Raw genomic sequence first — 19050 nt, 5'->3', positions numbered from 1 at the left:
TCCTATCACCCCAAACTAACAATTTGGTGACAGAGAGAATCAATGATAAAAACGGAGAATAAAACAAGCGCCGCCCGTCGGGTTATTCTCGGCAGTCAGGCTGGCATCCTGGCTCTGGGCCAGTTTTCTCGCCAATGCAAGGCCGATCCCGATCCCATCTTTTGACGGGGAGCTTCCGCGGTAGAACCTTCGGAACAGATTCGGCAGGTCCTCTTTCGCGAATCCCGGTCCGTTGTCCTCCACCGACACCTGGGTGTAGATGGGATTCGGCTCCCAGGATACCAGAATCCGGCCTCCGGCGGGCGTATGCTCACTGCTGTTTTTTAACAGATTGATAAAGATTTCCACCGTCCAGTAAAAGTCTGCGCAAATAGACGCAGCCGGCCCTTCCTGGATTTCCACTATCTGCTTTTGGTGCGACAGAACAGGGCTCAGGGTATCCGCCGCTGCCTGGGCTGCGGAAGCGATATCCACGCGTTCCTTCTTCAGCGGGAGGGTACCGGCATCCAGCCGGGACAGGGTGAGAAGGGATGTCACCAGACGATTCATCCGGTCGATCTGTTCCTCCAGCTTCCCAATATAGATCTGCCCTTCCCCTGGGACCTCGTCTTTCAGCATTTCCGCCATCAGCTTCATGGAGGATACCGGGGTTTTCAGCTGATGGGATATATCGGCCAGATTTTCAGCCAGGCTTTTCTGTACTGCCACCGCTTCCTCTCTGGATCGTTTCAGTTCGTTGACCGTCTTCCCGAGTTCATCTTCCAGCCTGGAAAAATCATCTTCCATGGCAAAAGGAAGCGGCGCCTGTCCGCCTCTGTTCACAGTTCTTAGTACTTTCGTTAACTCCTCTACCCGCTGTTTTAGGCTGCGGGCCTGTAACATCCGGGTGACCAGCCAGATAACAGCCAGGACCGCGAACAGCAGCATTCCGGCCGGTACTGCTTTCCTGGTAAATTGACGCACGAAAATCTCAGGCGTATAACCAAATCGTTCCAGCTCCTTCTGCCCCCTGGAGATCAGTTTAGCATTGGGGCGCTTTAAAGCTTCCGCAGCCGCAGAGCCGGCATCTTCCGGCGCAGCCATAACACCCGCGGTAACCCCGTAGACCTGCCGGGAAGCTTCCCCTGCAGTCCACCAGCCCGCAAAAAGGCCGCAAAAAGCGCCGAGCCCAAGAAACAACAGCAGAACCGACGCATAGCAGTACATCCTTCTTTTTCGGTTCATCGTTCTTCCTCCATACGATATCCGATTCCTCTGAGTGTCCGTATGAACCCATATCCCTTCAGTTTCTCTCTCAGCCTTTTCATAGTCACAGTCAGCGCGTTGTCCCCCACAAAGCTGCCGTCCACATCCCAGACTTTTTCCAGCAGCTGCTGCCGGGTTAAGGTCTGGTTTTTATTTTCCATCAGGCAGAGCAGCAGACGGTATTCCCCCGCTGTAAGTTCCAGTTCCGTCCCGTCTAAGTGTACGGTTTTGGCCTCTTTATTTAAGATCAGCGCGCCGCAGGTGAGTAATTCCGTCGGCTCCGGCTGGGTGATGCGGCGCAGTACAGCCCGGATTCTGGATAACAGCACGGTGATGGAAAATGGTTTCACGATGTAGTCATCCGCTCCCATATCCAGTCCTTTTACCATGTCTGTCTCATCATCCCTGACCGTCAGAAACAGGATGGGGGTATCGCTCCTCCTCTTTACCCAGCCGCAAAAATCATAACCGGAGCCATCGGGAAGATTCAGGTCCAGTAAAATCAGATCCACCTGGGAAGAATAGAGGCTGCGGGCCTGTTCCAGATTCGAACAGATAATTGTCCCATATCCGTTTTTCTTTAACGCCATCTGTATACCGAACTGCAGCGTATCGTCATCTTCAACGAGCATGATATTTACCATCCGTTTTACCGCCTTTCCTTTCTCCGCTATCTGTAGTTTTCTATAATGATCTGCAGGGTCCGTTTGCCGTTATATTCATTGACCGTCGGATAGTAGGTGACGCTGATGTTCACTCCACTGTCCACGCCATTTAACATCCGCTGCATGCTTGCCTCTCCGAATTTTTCCGAGATATACTGCAGAAAGGCCGGCACCTCCTGGAACAGCATGGCGTCTATGGTTTGGCCCGCCGTGTTCTCCAGCTGCATTTTCAGCACATTTTTATTTTTTCCTAAGATTCTGGCACCTTTGACCTTTACATCCTTTTCCGCGAACAGCGGTTTCTGATTCCCTTTTCCAAACGGTTCTAAAAGCTCCAGTTCCCGGATCTGCTGCTCGGTAATATACTGCAGAGGCATGGCCACATCGATGGAGACCTTTTCCACAAAATCCTCTTCTGTCAGGGTTGTCTGCCGGTTCAGCTGCCTTCTCAGTCTCTCCAGATTCTCCGGCGGAAGGGAGCAGCCGGCAGCCATGGGATGACCGCCGAACTTCGTGAACAGATCACGGCATCTGGTCATCTCCTCAAACATGGAATAGGCTTCAATGGAACGGCCGGAGCCTTTCACTCCCTCCTCCGAATCGGTGAGCACAAATACCGGTCTGTGATATTTTTCCCTGATTCTGCCGGCTATGATCCCGGCCAGACTCTCATGGCAATCCGGCAGGTACACCACCAGTACCTTGTCCGTCTTAAGATCTGTGCTGTCGATTAATTCCATGGCCTTCTCAACACCCTGAAGTGTCATGTATTTCCGGCTGTCGTTCAGCGCCTTCAAGTCACCGGCCAAAGTTTCGGCCTCCCCGGTATCCCTTGCCTGCAGAAGCTTCAGGGCCCGCTTGGCCGTATCCAGCCGTCCGCTGGCATTGATACAAGGTCCCAGTACGAATCCGATGTGATAAGCGGTCAGCTTTTTGTCAGCCAGATCATTGACCTGGATCAGCGCCCGCATTCCCCTGTTCTGGGTATTTTGGAGCATACGCAGACCGATTTTTACCAGAATCCGGTTCTCTCCCACCAGATCCATCACGTCCCCCACTGTGGCAAACGCGGCAAATTCCAATAGCGGATAGGCGTCCTCCCTGCGATAGCCCGCACTCTCATAGAGCGCCTGGGACAATTTATAAGCCACCGCGGCGCCGCACAGGTTCTTAAAGGGATAGGAGCAGTCCTGCTGCTTCGGGTTAATGATGACATCCGCCTGAGACGTTAGAATCTCTCTGCTGCCATCGTCCTGTTCTATGTACGGGATATCATGATGATCTGTGACCACCACTGTCATACCCAGTGATTTTGCATAGGCGATCTGATCGATGGCGGCGATCCCATTGTCACAGGTAACGATCGTATCAATGCCGTTCTCGTAAGCCCGCTGTATCAGCTGTTCATTGATCCCGTAGCCGTCCTTCATCCGGTCCGGGATATCGGTATCCGCGCAGGCCCCCAGCTTCTGAAACGCGGTCAGCAGGATGTACGTGGAGCATACCCCGTCGATATCATAATCCCCGATGATACGGATCGCTTTTTGCTCCTTTATCTTCTGCTGAATGATGGAAACGGCTTCCTTCATTCCTTTCATCAGAAATGGGTCGTGCAGATCTTTCAAATCTCCGTGCAGATATTCCTGTATCGCTCCATCACCGACCACATCCCGGTTCCGGATCAGTCTGGCTGTGACCGGAGTGATATGAAACTTTTCCGAAATCTCCTGAAAGTCTGCTTTTTTCATAGTAATAAACCATTTTTCCATAATGTCCTCCAGCGGTGTATCCGCCGCACTATATGTTCAGGTACGCAAAAACAGGGAAGGGCTGTTGCCCAAAGAAGATGGCCGGCCGCATGATTCCAGGTATAACCAGGAACACAAACCAGCCGGGAACGGTCTTCTCGCAACAGCCCCTCACTTATTTTTAACTCTATTTCTCTTTTTTCACCAGTTTTGTCTTCATAACATACCACAGGGCTCCTGTGATACATACGGACGTGTATCCGCCGCAGATGATACCTACCATCAACGGGAAGGCAAATTCCCGGATCGAGGACACACCCAGAATGAAGAGCACCGCAATCGTGATAAATGTCGTAACCGTGGTATTGATACTTCTGGACAATGTCTGGGTAACGCTCTTATTTACAACATCCTGCAGCGATTCCTTATTCTTCATAAGTTTCAGGTTTTCACGGATACGGTCGAAGATGACGATGGTGGCGTTGATCGAATAACCGACAATGGTCAGCATACAGGCGATGAAGGTGCCTCCTACCGGAATCCGCACGACCGCATAGCAGCCGATCACCACCAGCACGTCATGAATCAGGGCGATCACCGCGCTGGCTCCGAATCTTAAGTCATTAAACCGGATCCATATATAGATCAGCATACACAGGGTAGCTATGAGCACGGACTTAAAGGCATCCCATCTCATCTCTTTACTTACCGTGGAGCTGATACTCTCGGCAGTAATCAGGGACTCATCGATACCAAACTTTTCTTTCAGAGCGTTATTCAGCGCTTCCCTTTCCGTCAGATTCAGCTCTCTGGTCTTGATGATGACCTGATTCGTTCCGGCCACCTTCTGGGTCTGAATATTGGCATCCTTCGTGATCTCCTGCACGACCGGTTTTACATTGGCGTCGACTTCCTGGATACTCATATCTTCGTTAAAGGTCACGTTGGTCGATGTACCGCCCATGAAATCCAGGCTGTAGTTGAATGTGGTTCCTTTGGCCGAATGAACGCCCATGAATACAAACCCGATTAAGATCAGCGCGATGGAAATGGCAAAGAAAAGATTCCGTTTTCCAATAAAATTGATGGCTTTCCTTTCCTTTTGCTGGCCGAAGAACTTTTTATCTTTTAAGCCTACCGCATAGAAAGCATTCAGGATCAACCGGGTGATCACCAAGGCCGTGAACATGGACAATACAATACCAAGAGCCAATGTCTGGGCAAATCCACGCACACTACCCGAACCGAACAAATACAGGACCGCAGCGGCGATCAGCGTGGTAATATTACCATCCACAATGGCGGACATGGCCTTGCGGAAGCCCTCTTTCATTGCCGACTTCACATTACGGCCGGCGGCGATCTCTTCCCGGATACGGGCAAATATAATAACATTTGCATCGACTGCCATACCGATGGACAGAATGATGCCTGCGATACCAGGCAGGGTCAGCGTGATCTCAAACGCATTGAGAGTCAGCAGTACAAGCAGTGTATAGATCACCAGCGCCAGGCCTGCCGCCAGACCAGGTAACAGATAGAAGATCACCATAAATATAACAACCAGCGCGATACCGATCGCACCCGCTTTTAAGCTGGTACTGATGGCTTCTTCCCCTAACTGGGCACCGACTACGTTGGAACGGATTTCTTTTAACTCAAGCTGAAGGGAACCGATCCGGATCGTGGAAGCCAGGCTTTCAGCCGCTTCATAGGATTCCATATTCTCAATGACACATTCACCGTTTGTAATCGCTGATTTTACGGTCGGCGCGCTGACGGTATTTCCGTCATAGACAATCGCGATCCGGTTACCGATATTCGCCTGTGTAGCCTCCGCGAACTTTTCTTTTCCTTCTTCATCAAACGTCAGCTGTACGACATAATTGTTGTTGCCGGTCAGCTTGTCCGTGGTATTTCCCGCTTTGGCGCTGGTTACATGGGAACCGTCCAGGATCACTTCCCCGTCCTGGGTCTGGAACAGAAGGGAACCGGGTTTTCCCAGTTCTTCCAGGATCGCGTTGGCATCGGACACGCCCGGAATCTCAATATTGATCCTGCGGTCGCCTTCCTGATATACCTGGGCTTCCGTACTGTAGGTTTCCACACGCTTCTGTAACTTGTAGATGGTATCGCTCATCTGCTCAGCGGTCGGGTTCTCCTCCACCGACTCATAAGTAATGCTGACACCACCGGCCAGATCCAGGCCTAACTTAATGTGCTTTACCGCACCGCTTTCACTGTCTCCGATTCCCACCGCCGCGGTAAATACCATACCCGCTGTAATAAGAGCGGCCAGAATCAGGACAATAATCCCTCTGCTTTTTTTCATGCCTTTTGTACTTCCTTCCTTCTCTTTATTCTGCTGCTTTTATCATGATTGCACATTCCACACGTTTCCTCTGCAATTCACATCCGATATCATAGGCATCATTGATCGTGCCGTGGAACTGATAAGAATTCGCTGCGCAGCCGCCGCTGCAATAAAATCTGGCAAAACATTTTCTGCATTTTTCCTTTGCGTACACGTTGCAGCACTTGAATTCATCTCTTAATTCCGTATTTTTCACTCCATCATAAACATTGCCCATCAGGAACTCTTCCATACCCACAAACTGATGACAGGGATACAGATCCCCCCAGGGCGTCACGGCCAGATATTCCGTACCGGAACCACAGCCGGACAACCGCTTGGCCACACATGGACCGCCGGTTAAATCTATCATAAAATGGAAGAAATTAAAATCCCTTCCTTCTTTTTTGCGCCTTACCATCTCTGCTGCCAGCTTGTCGTACTCTTCACAGATCGCCGGCACATCCTCCATGCGGATGGCATACGGTTCATCGGGGGCTGCCACCACCGGCTCCACGGAGATCTGCTGAAAGCCCAGGTCTGCCAGATGCAGCACGTCTTCAGAAAAATCCAGATTATTCCTGGTAAAGGTTCCCCTGACGTAATAATTCGTCTGTTTTCTGCTTTCCGCCAATTTCTGGAATTTGGGAACGATCAGGTCATAGCTGCCCTTTCCATTTCTGGACGGACGCATCCGGTCATGAATCTCTTTGCGCCCGTCAATGGATAGAACCACGTTACTCATTTCCTTATTGGCGAACTCCATAACTTCATCGTCCAGAAGCACTCCGTTGGTGGTCAGGGTAAAACGGAATTTTTTATCATGCAGCTTTTCCTGTTCCCTGCCGTAAGCCACCAGGTCTTTTACCACCTGCCAGTTCATCAGCGGCTCCCCGCCGAAGAAATCCACTTCCAGATTCCTGCGGTTCCCGGAATTGGCTATCAAAAAATCCAGTGCCTGTCTGCCGGTTTCGTAGCTCATCAGCTCCCTGCGTCCGTGGTATTCTCCCTCTTCGGCAAAACAATACCTGCAGGCCAGGTTGCAGTCATGGGCGATATGCAGGCAGAGCGCCTTGACGACCGTGGGCCTCTTCTTAAAATCCATCAGATAATTTTCATAGATGTCTTCGGTAAACAATACTCCGGCTGCTTTTAATTCTTCTATCTCACCGGCCGCTTCCACGATCTCATCTTCCGTGTATCGGTCAAGGAGGAGCGCTTTGATCTCTTTAAGAGAGTGCTCCTGGTAAAGCGGCAGCATGTCGTATACCACTTCATCCACGATATGTATGGCTCCGCTGTTCACATCCATAACGATGTGAAAGCCATTATTTTTATATTGATGTATCACGTCAATCTCCTTTCAAAGGATTCCGCCATCATGCGGGTGTACCGCTTACGCAGTACGGTATGGATATACATGAACAAGCAGCGACAAAAGCCGCTGCTTCCTGATCTCACACATTGCTATTTATTTGTTGTTTTCACAGGTCTGATTTCCTACTGTACAGGAAGTCTTGCATGCCGACTGGCAAGAAGTCTGACACTCTCCGCATCCGCCTTTTTTCATGGATTCCTGCAAGCTCTTTGTATTCAAAGTCTTTACATGTTTCATTTCCAGCATCCTCCTTCTCTAATTCCCAACTGCGCCTTCATACTCCATACTCAGTTGCTCTTTGACGATTATAACATACTGCTTTCTATTTTTAAAGTATTTTTTTGCTCATTCCTCCTCATTCCTACTCCTTCCTGCTCATGCCGTTTTCAGCCGATTCTGCAACAAACGGTGCGATGCACCCGCCAGGGGGCAGCATCGCACCGTTTGTTGTGGAGACAGCCAAAGGGGAACATCCTTTTGGCATACGCCTATGTAAAGCAGAGCACCGTTCGTGATATGGTCAGCTCAGCATTCCGCCCAGTGTTCCGCCGGCCATACACAGAACCAATGTGGTAAAGAAATTCCCGATCTCCCCCTGCAGCGTATGATTCAGCGCAAGGGTTATGATCGTCAGAATCGCAAAATATGCTCCGCCGACCACCATTCCCCAGAGGAATTTTCTGCTTCCGGTTCTCTTTCCGGCGATGAATCCTCCGGCGAAGCAGGAGATCAGATAGATCGCGATCACACCGATATTCACCTGATTTTCTCCCAGATCTAATTTGTAAAGCAGCAGCGCCAGAATCAATAATAGAATTCCTGTTATAATATAGGAAACAAATAAGATTTTAATTATGGTCATGACCTTGACTTCTTTTTTTGCACTTTTTTCCATGTTTTCCTCCTGCAGCGCATGAACTACGCTATAAATTCAGGTATGGTGAACGTCGATTTGTTCAGCCTTCTACCCCTCCCTACATTACATAATATATTTCCTGATACCCGGAACTATGACTATAACTTGCAATCTGTCCGAAAATAATGTATATTTTGGAATAGATGTTATTCATTGTAATCTTTAAGAGGAGTTGAGAATCATTGGATTCAAGTGACGCGATACAGCTCGTAATCCTGCTGTTACTGCTTATGCTGTCCGCATTCTTTTCATCGGCCGAGACAGCGCTTACCACTGTCAACAAAATCCGCATCCGTTCCCTGGCCGAGGAGGGCGATAAACGGGCGGTCCGGGTGTTAAAAATAACGGAAGATTCCGGTAAGATGCTGAGTGCCGTTTTAATCGGAAACAATATTGTCAATCTTTCCGCATCTTCCATGGCTACATTGTTAGCCACAAGGCTGTGGGGAAACGCCGGCGCCGGACTGGCGACGGGTATTCTGACCCTGCTGATCCTGGTATTTGGCGAGATCTCCCCAAAAACTCTGGCAACGATCTTTGCCGAGAATCTGTCTCTTTCTTATTCCGGAGTTATTTATCTGCTGATGAAGCTGCTGACACCGGTTATTTTTATTGTGAACAGACTGGCTCTGGGATTTTTACTGCTATTACGGATCGATCCAAATTCCAGGAATAATACCATGACAGAGACGGAGCTGCGCACCATTGTGGATGTCAGCCATGAGGACGGAGTGATTGAGACTGAAGAACACCAGATGATCCACAATGTGTTTGACTTCGGTGACTCATTCGCGAAAGATGTCATGATTCCCCGGATTGATGTAACAGCTGTCGATGTCAACAGTACGTATGAAGAAATTATCGATACCTTCCGGGAGGACTTATACACCCGATTACCGGTCTACGAGGAAAATACGGATGATGTGATCGGAATTTTGAATGTGAAGGATCTTCTGCTCTGTGACAAAGAACATTTCCATATCCGGGAATTATTGAGGGAACCCTATTATACCTACGAATATAAGAAAACTTCCGAGCTGCTGCTGGAGATGCGGAATTCATCCAAAAATGTAACCATCGTCCTGGACGAATACGGAGCCACGGCTGGCCTGATCACGCTGGAAGATCTGCTGGAAGAAATCGTAGGGGAAATCCGGGACGAATACGATATGGATGAAGAGGACGCGCTGCAGATGATCAGTGATACGGAGTATGTGGTAGACGGTCACATGAAGCTGGATGACCTGGAAGACGTACTGCATCTGGGCCTGGATTCTGAGGATTATGACTCCATCGGAGGTTTTATCATCGAACAGCTGGATCATCTCCCTAAGACGGGAGAATCGGTCAGCACAGAGAATGGAATCCGCCTGTGTGTCGATGCCGTGGACAAAAACCGGATCGATAAGGTACACATCTATCTTCCCGAATCTGAGGATACCGATTCTGTGGAAGCATAATCAGAGTAAACAGGAGTTTTTCCTAATGCTTAAAAGCGGCGTTTCACTTTATCCGTGTAACGCCGCTTTTTCATTTCATATTCTGCCTGCATTGTGTCAGAAATCTAATGATCATGGTGATGGTCATGCCCATAATGTCCCTCGACTTCGATCCCCTCTCCGGCCAGCCTCAGGATATCCGCCACTTCATCTTCCGGCATATTCAGATAAGCTGCTAATTCTTCTACCGTAACTTTGCGTTCCAGTTCCTCTGTCAGATTGCTGACCCCCTGACTGATCAGATTCACTTTGGTAACTACGGTATCATTGGCGCTCTTGAGAAATTCCTGCTCTTCCAGCGCTTCCTGCATGGAACCGCGTATTGCCGCGCACACCTGCTCTTCCCAGCCGGCAGTCCCGGCAGCCAGCGATTCCAGGGACAGCATCAGCGCGATATTCCCCTCCTGCACCAGGTCATTCAACAGCACACCCTGGCCGGCATATTCCATCGCTGTCTCAAAGACAGTGTTCAGATATAGCTCCGTAAGCCTTCCCTTTGCCAGCGCGTCTCCCTGAACCAGTTTGGCAAAGAGTTCCTGCTTTTCTCCGGGTCTTTCCGGTTGTATTGAGTCCAGATCCTCCCGGTACAAACGGCAGAAGTTTTCCTCCTCTTCACTTAAACGCAATGTGGTTTGCCTATCTTCCGATGTCATTCTCCTCTACCTCACTTCATCATACAAAATTATGAACCCCTTACAGCTTCGCTGCTCAATAAAGTATACTTTACAGCACCCCATAATCCATGCCCTGCGGGCGGGTTCGCAGCTTCGCTGCTCAATAAAGTATAGGATACCACACCGCTATTTTTCTGACAAGAAGTTATCTGGTCTGTGGAAGAAAAACATCCATTCTTCAGCCGTCGGCGGACCGCTTACTGTTATTCTTCTGTTATCCGGCAGTTTTTTCCTATGTCTCTCACCTTCGTCTTCCATACTCTTTTGTATCCTTCTGCATATACTTTTCAGCTCCTCCTCATTTAATTGAAGGAAAGTCAACTGGAAAGTCCGGTCTCCTATATCCACCCAGACACTGATTCTTTCTTCTCCCGGCACCTTGCCGGCCATCAGTCCGGATATTTGCATGTCACAAAGCAAATCCACGTGTCCGCATCCCAAGCATTCTTCAAAGATACGCTGTGTCAGGATTTGCAGCTTGTCCAGATAATCAAGCGACATACGTTCTCTAAAAAAGACATCATTTATATCCTGAGTGGAAATATCCCAGATTGATTTTCCCTGTTGTTCATGCCTCTTTGGAGTGCAGCGGCAGAGCAATTTCTCCAGCCCATCCGCAGCGAATTCCAGACGGTACTGATAAAGCAGAATTTCAAATCGGTCTAATACCGTCAAATGCTCTGGGTCATGAAACAAAATAAGCTTATCTATCGCGTCCGTTCTGATTTGATAATCATCTAAAAGAATCTTCCTTATAAATTCCCTGATCAGATTTTTTGCCTGTGTATTTCCACCCCCGCATTCCCTTAACGCCAAACGAAGCATGATCCTAAAGTCTTCCGCCATCTTATTCTTCAAATCTTCAGGATTCCCATCCTTACTATCTTTTACCAGAAACTCATGAATTCTATGGCAAACCCCCTCCTTCAGCATCTCCATATTCATATCATTCTGATCCGTGCGTATCTGATTACTCAATAATACCTGCCTTTCTCAATACCATCTGGGTAGTTTTTAAAACTTCCTCCATAAAGAGCTCATTTCTGCAGTTTTGACCGCCACCATGGTTATTGAGCAAAAATCCCAGAACATTGCGCTCAGACAAAGCCTGTTCGAATTCCGGGTTACAGGGAACTACGCCAAACTGATCCCGGCCGACCCTGTACATATTATGTATATAGCTGGCGTTACAATGGGAATCCTTATCAAAGCGATCCCATACATACAGATATTTGTGCGAATAAATCTGTCTACATTTAAAAAACCGGTCCAGGGCATTGTTGTTTTGCCAAAGATTTACAATGATAACATCTGCCGCCTGGAAGATCCACTTAAGCCTGTTATCCTGTCCGGATCCGGCATCCAAAAATACCAGACCTACCCTTTTTTCAATCTGTTTCAGCCCCTGTAAACAGGTATCAGGGCGGACGATTCTGCCAATCTTCTCTCTGTCTGGCGCCTTTTTTACAAATTCAGCGCCAATACCAGGATAGAAAATTCTGTCCCTCCACATGGACTTTAAAGGAATCTCTTTTGTTCGTCCCGCCGGTTCTGCCTGGTCTTTCTGAATCAGGCATACCTTTTTCCCAAAGTGGATGGCTGCCAGCATCCCGATACACAACATATTATCACCCGCAGGTATATCCGGAACCGGACTCCAGAAAACAATGATCAAAAAGCTCTCCCCTCCTTGCGGCGCGATAGGCATACATAATATCCATCCAGCTTCGCGCTGTGATATTCTGCGCCATGCGCATAATCGTCTTCTCCATACCGGCCGATATCTCATGGAATTCCCGGCATGGCTCATACTGCATTTGAATCCGATATTCATAATCTAAGATGTCCTGTTCAATCATATATAGATTCCTTATTTTTGTTTTCTCCTGTTCAAAGAAATGTATTACACGTTTATCCTGTATTTTATGCGCACACATATCTCTTAAAACAAGATTTACCGGATTCTGCAATTTCTGCAAAAGGTATCTGCACTGTTCCATATTCATTACCTGCGGATCCGTCACCAGATAGATCTCGTCATATTCGGACTGCTGCCTGGGGCTCCACTTTCCCAGATCCTCAAACACATAATCATATCCCGAAATATCTATGTGATCCAAGGGCATCTGAAAACCATATTCCACACCCTGCAGTACAAAACTCTGACCGGGCAGTTCCGGCATGGGAATACAATATTTCAGCTGCTGCTCCGCAGAGTTATCCACCGTTAACACCCGATGCCCCAAATGATGGATCACACGTCCGAGATAAATACACAGATCATGTTTTTGAACACCAAGAAAGCCTATTTTCTTTGTAATAAGCACAAAAATCCCCCCTCTACTAATTTTATCCCACTTTGCCCAACAGACAGCACGGATGGAACCCGGCCGGTATACCGGTCGGCAGCAAAATGAAAGCTCTTCTGACTGCACAGAATCACCTTGTTATAGCAGAACCCTGGTCTTCATATTAAATTTGTATTGGGAATCATTGAAAGACTTTAGCAAGACACTTTAGATGTAACTATCATATACAATTTTTGTTGTTTTGTAAATACATTTCACGAAATTTGTCAAAAAAATTAGTCGACAGTTGCTTTTCGACACCATCGACTAATTTCGACAATCGTCATTACAGGGTAATTAACGTGCTGTACCCCGCGTTGCGAAGTCTGTTTTCCATCTTAACCGCATTATCCAGCTGAGAAAACGCGCCCACCTGGACAATATAGTTTCCTCCCTCCTGAATCATAAAAGCAGGATAACCTTCCATCTGCAGCCGGTCCAGCAGATTCTCCGCATTGTTCCGGTTCTGGAAAATACCAACCTGCACCCGGTAATATCTGGGAACCGTGATCTCCTCAGGCGGAAGTGTCTGTAAGATTCCATCAGCAATAGCCTGCGCCAGCCGGTCAAACTGGGCATCAAAAATCGCATTGTCTTTATCATTATTAATAAATCCGGCTTCCACCAGCAGCGCTGGCATCTGTGTGCTGTTCAGCACGATCAGATTCGGCCGCTCACTGACCCCTATGTTCCGAAATCCCAGCTGGCTCAGCTCCCGGTTAATATTCCGGGCCATCTGCGCCTTTATCCCCGTATCGTCATAGACCAGTGTCTCAATCCCCTCATATTGATTCGGGTTCGGGCTGGAATTACGATGTATGGAAACAAAAAAATCCGCTCCCTCCTGGTTTGCAATCCGCGCCTTCTGTCCCGGACTTTGGGTAATGTCCTCTGTCCTTGTATATACCACATTTACACCGTGATCTTCCAGGATTTTTCCAACGGCCAGGGCAAGATTCAGCGCATCCGTTTTTTCCTGCCTGCCCTGATAGGTCGCCCCCGGGTTGCTGCCGCCATGTCCGGCATCAATTACGACTTTCGCCAATCTGTTTTCCTCCCATATCTATACTCATATAGTCTAGTTTATGCTGGGGTGGGGGGTTTGGTGAATATTATAAGAGGGGGATTTAGTATAGGGCCGAGCTGAGAGGGCTGGGGCGTTTCTGGGGGAGGGGGGCGGCAAATCCCGCGGGGCCAAATCACTTCGGCCGGACCTAAGAACGGCTAACTACGAAGGCGGGAGAACCTCTTATTGGCAGGGCCTGGAACAAACTCGCCAAAGGACGGCTCGGACAGTGTTCCAGGGGTTCTTTCTGAGAGTTGGGTATAGCCTGGTAGACGGAATGCCCGCAACCGGCTTAATGTATAAGTATGCGGGCATTCCGTCTACCAGGCTATACCCAACTCTCAGAAAGAACCGTTCCAGGCCCTGCGAGGTTCTCCCACCTTCTGCGTAAGCCGTTCTAAGGCCCGGTCTCAAGTGATTTGGCCCCGCGGGATTTGCCGCCCCCCTCCCCCAGAAACGCCCCAGCCCTCTCAGCCCTGCTTTACTAAAAGCCGTTTTCCATGTTCTCAGTAATGTGGTAAAATGAAAAAAACTGTGAGCTGATAAAGAGGGGGAGCGATGAAAATGTTAACCAACATCTTTTAATGGTGTTCTGTTAGCAGACGAAACTGTGCTGTAATAAGCTGACGGAGGAAGAAAAACAATGGCTGACCCGGTTTGTTCAAAAATACGGGTTGGCGGAAAGCTATGTTCCGCAGCGGGTAAAAAGGAAATGACAGGTACGCCTATGGCGGATAAGGCGTACTCTACAAAATAGAATTAGAAATTCAAAATTTCAAGGGTTGAGTATTTTTAAAAGACAGAATAGAAGCGGTGAAAGGTTAGAAAATGGTGTAATTATGAGAAAAGGAACAATTTTTACGATGCTCTTTCGAATAATGGGAATTATTGTGTTAATTCTCGGCATCCGTATGGTTGGTGAGGGCGTTTACAATTATATAGATGAGCATAATCAAAAAGACTGGGTTACTACAACCGCTTATGTTATTGATATATCAAGCGGGTATTCAGGTACCCGTCATAATCATCATGTCGATTATGATATTACCTATCAGTACGAAGTGGATGGAAATAAATACTCCGGTAAGCTTTACAATAGAAGCAAGGCAATGGGACTCGGCGATATAATCAAAATAAAGTATGACCCGGAAGCTCCGGAAAAATCGACGGATCTATTGAAGCCAAGTATTTATAATTTGATAATTTTCCTCGTTTTTGGAGTAAGCTTAACAATAATCGGGTTTTTCCTTTCAGGCACTTGGGCGCTCATTCATAAAATACGAAGAAGAGGCGAGCCGGAAGAGGAAGAAATTCTTCCGCCGGAGGAATATGTAAAGCCCAAAGAGATGAACAGGAATACCCGAAACCCAGCCCTGGAGGTAGCTTTAAGAACCATAGTTGTTGCGGTAGTTTTAGGCGGTACATTCTTGGCAATAAAACTGTTTCCGGGCATTCACCCCATAGGAACAGACCGTTTTGTAGAAATTACCAGTACGGCTGGTTATACAGCTAATGATACAACGACAGAGTTAAGCCAGAGTTGGAAAGTAGGTTCTATGCTTAAAGAAGCATACTCGTGTAACGATGGCAATATCAGAATGGATTTTGTTGTTATGGATACGGCGGAAAGTGCCAGTGTCTTATTTAATGGTATGACACTTCCTATATCGGACGGAGATATGAAAGACTCTGGCGGAATGGTTCACGAGTTATATTCAGTAGAAAATGAAGAACTTTATGTGGCAAAAATCCGTATCAGCGACACGGTTCTTTATGTTTCAGCACAAGCAAAGTATAAGCCAAAAGCTGAGGAGTTATTAAAAGAACTTGGATATTGGAAAGAATAATTGCTGTCTGCCCTCTGTCTGCGGCTTTGGGATTGTTCTTTCCACTCTTCTCAGTCAGCACATAGAATCTGGCATCCCAGCCAAAATGCCTGTAGTAAAGCAGGGATGAGAGGGAAAGGGGGGCCCGATCGGAACCGGGCGGCAAATCTCGTGGGGCCAAATCACTTGAGGCCGGACCTTAGAACAGCTTACGCAGAAGACAGGAGAACCTCGCAGGGCCTGGAACACTGTTCGAGCCGCCCTTTGGCGAGTTTGTTCCAGGCCCTGCTAATAAGAGGTTCTCCTGTCTTCGGAGTTAGCCGTTCTTAGGTCCGGCCGAAGTGATTTGGCCCCACGAGATTTGCCGCCCGGTTCCGATCGGGCCCCCCTTTCCCTCTCATCCCGGCCCTTACTCCCACCCCCTGGAACGCATCCTCCCGTCTACCAGGTCAGCGTGACCTTAAACAGATCTCCGTCGATATCGATCGCAAAGCTGCCGTTCTGGAGCTCCACGAAGCTTTTTGCGATCGCAAGTCCGAGTCCGCTGCCCTCAGTATTTCGGGACAGGTCTCCCCGCACGAAACGTTCGGTGATTTCTTCCGGATCGAAATTCAGTTCGGTGGCAGAGACATTTTTCATGGTGATCTGCACGTGTTCACCGGCTTTTTTCACGTCGATGTATACACGGCTGTTTGGCATAGAGTATTTTAAAATGTTGTTGATCAGGTTTTCGAACACGCGGTAGGTCTTCTGGGAATCCAGGCCCAGGATTACCTTTTCTTCCGGCAGATTCCAGCGGAAGTCCAGGGTGGAGGATTGGATCTTTTCTTCCAGTTCGAATTTTACCTGTTTTAATAGGTTGACAATGTCCACCTCTATGATGTTCAGCGTTACGTTTTTCGTGGTCGCTTTGCTGACCTCGAAGAGGTCTTCGATCAGTACCTTCAGGCGCTGGGATTTCTTATCCAGGGTGTTGATGTAGGACTGGCGCTCTTCCGGTGTTATATTTTCATCTTTCAGCAGGTCCACGTAAGTGATGATGGCCGTTAACGGGGTCTTTAAGTCGTGGGAGACATTGGTGATGAGCTCTGTCTTCATGTTCTGGCTCTTGACCTCTTCGTCCACTGCTTTTTTGAAGCCCGACTGGATCTTCTGCAGTTCTCCCTTGAAGGGATTGAACAAGCCTAAGTCCTCGTTGATCTCTATGTCCAGATTGCCTTCCGCCAACTGGTTCGTGGCCTCTAGCAGCGTCTTGTACTGTTCCCTTAACCTGCTGAAGTATTTTCGCAGGGTGACAAACAGGATAACCGAATAGACGATGACTCCGAAGATTCCGAAGAACCACATGCAGCAGATGATCGTCACTACTACAAAGTTGATTAATACGATCTTCCAGATGGTCTTGTTCATATGATCCGTCAGATCCACGTCTGTCACATAGGCGAAGAATCGTTTCGTCTGCCTTTTGATAAACGGGAAGATCCTGTAAATAAAGCTGCGTTCCTTAATATAGCGCCGCAATCCCAGTGTAAACAGCGGCTGTATTATGGTAACGGACCAGTACCAGAGAGCGAAGGCCGCTGCCCATCCAAGGATATTATAGGCATAGGGTATCCCTTCACTTAAGCTGTACGCGAATCCGGCATCGGAAAGAGCGGCCTGTGCATATCCCATATTGACGTCGATCATCATACTGATCAGACCAGTGTAAAGGTTTAATACAATGCAAATACCGATGATTCCAAATTCCATGGGCACACGGAATATCTTTTCATTTCCCACTCCCAGCTTCTTTATCCGCGGCAGCAGGATGGCAATTGCCCCGATGACCGTCATCACGATCAGCATCAGCCAGCCGTAACCGATATTGTTGTAAATAGAGTACTGCTGCCACCACTGATTATTGTTATCCGCACTGTATACCATCGGTAACTTAACCGCGTATACGACCTGCATGTTTTTCGGAGACGCCAGCTCGATTCCCGATCCGCTGTCCCCATAAAAATTAGAATATGCATTTTCATGGCGTTTTTCCTGGATCTCCCGATAAGTGCTTTCCCGGTTGATTTCATAAGTCCCGAGTACGGAAATATCGCCGTTTTCATCAAAATCCAGAATAATATAGCCGTCGTACAGTTCTTTTATTTTCTCTATATCCGCCGTGGAGCCGGTCAACAGATTGGACAGATCATTTACTGTGTTTGTCTCCGTATTCTTTGACAGTTTGTCGACCGCATAGTAATCCACCGTATCCATCAGTCCTACCAGACTGCTGCGGTATTCCTCCAGCATCTCGTTAATCCGGGACCGGACGGAGGCGTATTCCTCCGTAGAGCTTCCATAATAATCCGTCAGATTCGGCACAAACAGATCCACCGCTGAATCCACGTTTCCCTGTTTTTTCTGCAGATCCAGGTACAGTACGTAACTGCTGTTATAGAGCCGGTCGATATAGTCATATCCCACATAATCTTCCGCCGAGTACGTCTCTTCAAAATCATCCCGATGCGTTTCCTGATACCGGTTTGCCTGTGATTTTACCACCGGATACAGGGCTACCATCGCGATCGCCGGGATCAGGATCGTCAGGACGATCAGTATAATTCCTAATTTATGATTGTTTTTCAATTTTGTATCCAACACCCCACACCACCTTTAAATATTTGGGTTCCTTAGGGTTGATTTCGATTTTTTCACGGATATTCCGCACATGGACCATTATGGTATCGGTATTGATTGCCCGTTCATTCCACACGCGTTCATAGATTTCTTCCGCCGAAAACACCCGTCCGGGATTCTTCATTAACAGTTGCAATATTTTAAATTCAATCGGAGTCGTCTTAATCGCCACTCCATCCACGGTCACTTCCACCGTATCCTCGTTCAGTTCCAATCCTCCGATTGTATATACATGCTCACTTGGTTCCTGCTTCTTGCCGCCCAGGGCTTCCAGGTATTTCGAATAGCGGCGCAGGTGGGAATTCACACGGGCCAGCAGTTCCAGCGGTGTAAACGGTTTTGTCACGTAATCATCCGCTCCCATGTTAAGCCCCATGATCTTATCCACTTCTTCTGACTTTGCAGACAGCATGATCACCGGGAAATCATGGGTCTGACGCAGTTTCATGACCATCGTCACACCGTCCATTCTCGGCATCATGATGTCTACGATCGCCAGGTGGATCTCATGATTTTCAATCACTTCCAGGCCCTCCACTCCATCGGCGGCCTTATATACCTCATAGCCCTGGCTTTTCAGATAGATTTCGATTCCATCGCGGATTTCCTGATCATCTTCCACTACCAATACGTGATATGCGTCCATTTTTTCC

16 protein-coding genes are annotated in these 19050 nt (G+C 48.1%); 2 read left to right on the top strand and 14 right to left on the bottom strand.

All coding sequences use genetic code 11. From position 1 onward, the window contains the following. Positions 1-39: 39 nt before the first annotated feature. The 7 genes from ABC831_RS06165 to ABC831_RS06135 all read right to left on the bottom strand — a co-directional run bounded on the left by ABC831_RS06165 (position 40) and on the right by ABC831_RS06135 (position 8284). A complete protein-coding gene (locus tag ABC831_RS06165) occupies positions 40-1224 on the bottom strand; it encodes a sensor histidine kinase (protein ID WP_343247360.1) in 1185 nt (394 codons plus the stop codon). Then, positions 1221-1889, bottom strand: a complete 669-nt coding sequence (locus tag ABC831_RS06160) for a response regulator transcription factor (protein WP_343247359.1) — start codon at positions 1887-1889, stop codon at positions 1221-1223. The genes ABC831_RS06165 and ABC831_RS06160 overlap by 4 nt, the downstream gene beginning before the upstream one ends. 26 nt (positions 1890-1915) lie before the next feature. Continuing rightward, a complete protein-coding gene (recJ, locus tag ABC831_RS06155) occupies positions 1916-3679 on the bottom strand; it encodes a single-stranded-DNA-specific exonuclease RecJ (protein ID WP_343247358.1) in 1764 nt (587 codons plus the stop codon). A 166-nt stretch (positions 3680-3845) separates the two neighbouring features. Then, positions 3846-5990 (bottom strand): protein translocase subunit SecD, encoded by a 2145-nt coding sequence (secD, locus tag ABC831_RS06150; protein WP_343247357.1) that lies wholly within the window; start codon positions 5988-5990, stop codon positions 3846-3848. A 25-nt stretch (positions 5991-6015) separates the two neighbouring features. Beyond that, positions 6016-7362 carry a thioether cross-link-forming SCIFF peptide maturase gene (gene scfB, locus ABC831_RS06145; protein WP_343247356.1) on the bottom strand — a complete coding sequence of 449 codons (1347 nt, stop codon included), beginning with the start codon at positions 7360-7362 and terminating at the stop codon, positions 6016-6018. A gap of 120 nt (positions 7363-7482) precedes the next feature. Beyond that, positions 7483-7626 (bottom strand): six-cysteine ranthipeptide SCIFF, encoded by a 144-nt coding sequence (gene scfA / locus ABC831_RS06140; protein WP_158347237.1) that lies wholly within the window; start codon positions 7624-7626, stop codon positions 7483-7485. Between the two features lie 283 nt (positions 7627-7909). After that, positions 7910-8284, bottom strand: a complete 375-nt coding sequence (locus ABC831_RS06135) for a TIGR04086 family membrane protein (RefSeq protein WP_343247355.1) — start codon at positions 8282-8284, stop codon at positions 7910-7912. A 203-nt stretch (positions 8285-8487) separates the two neighbouring features. Here ABC831_RS06135 and ABC831_RS06130 point away from each other — a divergent pair, with 203 nt between their 5' ends. Continuing rightward, complete coding sequence (locus tag ABC831_RS06130) at positions 8488-9765, top strand: HlyC/CorC family transporter (protein ID WP_343247354.1); 1278 nt, start codon at positions 8488-8490, stop codon at positions 9763-9765. Positions 9766-9869: 104 nt separating this feature from the next. Here the strand turns inward: ABC831_RS06130 and ABC831_RS06125 are convergent, their stop codons facing one another. From ABC831_RS06125 to ABC831_RS06105, 5 genes are all read right to left on the bottom strand, one after another. Then, on the bottom strand, positions 9870-10457 hold the full coding sequence (locus ABC831_RS06125; RefSeq protein WP_343247353.1) for a sigma-70 domain-containing protein: 588 nt from the start codon (positions 10455-10457) through the stop codon (positions 9870-9872). Positions 10458-10604: 147 nt separating this feature from the next. Next, complete coding sequence (locus ABC831_RS06120) at positions 10605-11456, bottom strand: hypothetical protein (protein WP_343247352.1); 852 nt, start codon at positions 11454-11456, stop codon at positions 10605-10607. Beyond that, on the bottom strand, positions 11449-12153 hold the full coding sequence (locus ABC831_RS06115; RefSeq protein ID WP_343247351.1) for a hypothetical protein: 705 nt from the start codon (positions 12151-12153) through the stop codon (positions 11449-11451). Before ABC831_RS06115 ends, ABC831_RS06120 begins: the two co-directional genes overlap by 8 nt. Further along, positions 12107-12805, bottom strand: coding sequence for a hypothetical protein (locus ABC831_RS06110; protein ID WP_343247350.1), 699 nt, complete (start codon positions 12803-12805; stop codon positions 12107-12109). Before ABC831_RS06110 ends, ABC831_RS06115 begins: the two co-directional genes overlap by 47 nt. Before the next feature lie 307 nt (positions 12806-13112). Then, entirely contained in the window at positions 13113-13871 is a 759-nt protein-coding gene (locus ABC831_RS06105; RefSeq protein WP_343247349.1) for an N-acetylmuramoyl-L-alanine amidase, read from the bottom strand. Between the two features lie 860 nt (positions 13872-14731). Between ABC831_RS06105 and ABC831_RS06100 the strand changes: the two genes are divergently transcribed. Next, on the top strand, positions 14732-15739 hold the full coding sequence (locus ABC831_RS06100) for a DUF3592 domain-containing protein (protein WP_343247348.1): 1008 nt from the start codon (positions 14732-14734) through the stop codon (positions 15737-15739). 420 nt (positions 15740-16159) lie between these two features. On the opposite strand, the gene ABC831_RS06095 is transcribed toward ABC831_RS06100, so the two are convergent. Then, positions 16160-18358 carry a histidine kinase dimerization/phospho-acceptor domain-containing protein gene (locus tag ABC831_RS06095; protein ID WP_343247347.1) on the bottom strand — a complete coding sequence of 733 codons (2199 nt, stop codon included), beginning with the start codon at positions 18356-18358 and terminating at the stop codon, positions 16160-16162. Further along, a complete protein-coding gene (locus ABC831_RS06090) occupies positions 18330-19043 on the bottom strand; it encodes a response regulator transcription factor (RefSeq protein WP_238723319.1) in 714 nt (237 codons plus the stop codon). The genes ABC831_RS06095 and ABC831_RS06090 overlap by 29 nt, the downstream gene beginning before the upstream one ends. Positions 19044-19050: the final 7 nt, after the last annotated feature.

The organism is Diplocloster hominis, from assembly GCF_032380655.1.
Classification (GTDB): domain Bacteria; phylum Bacillota; class Clostridia; order Lachnospirales; family Lachnospiraceae; genus Diplocloster; species Diplocloster hominis.
This window is presented reverse-complemented; position numbering and strand designations above follow the sequence as displayed.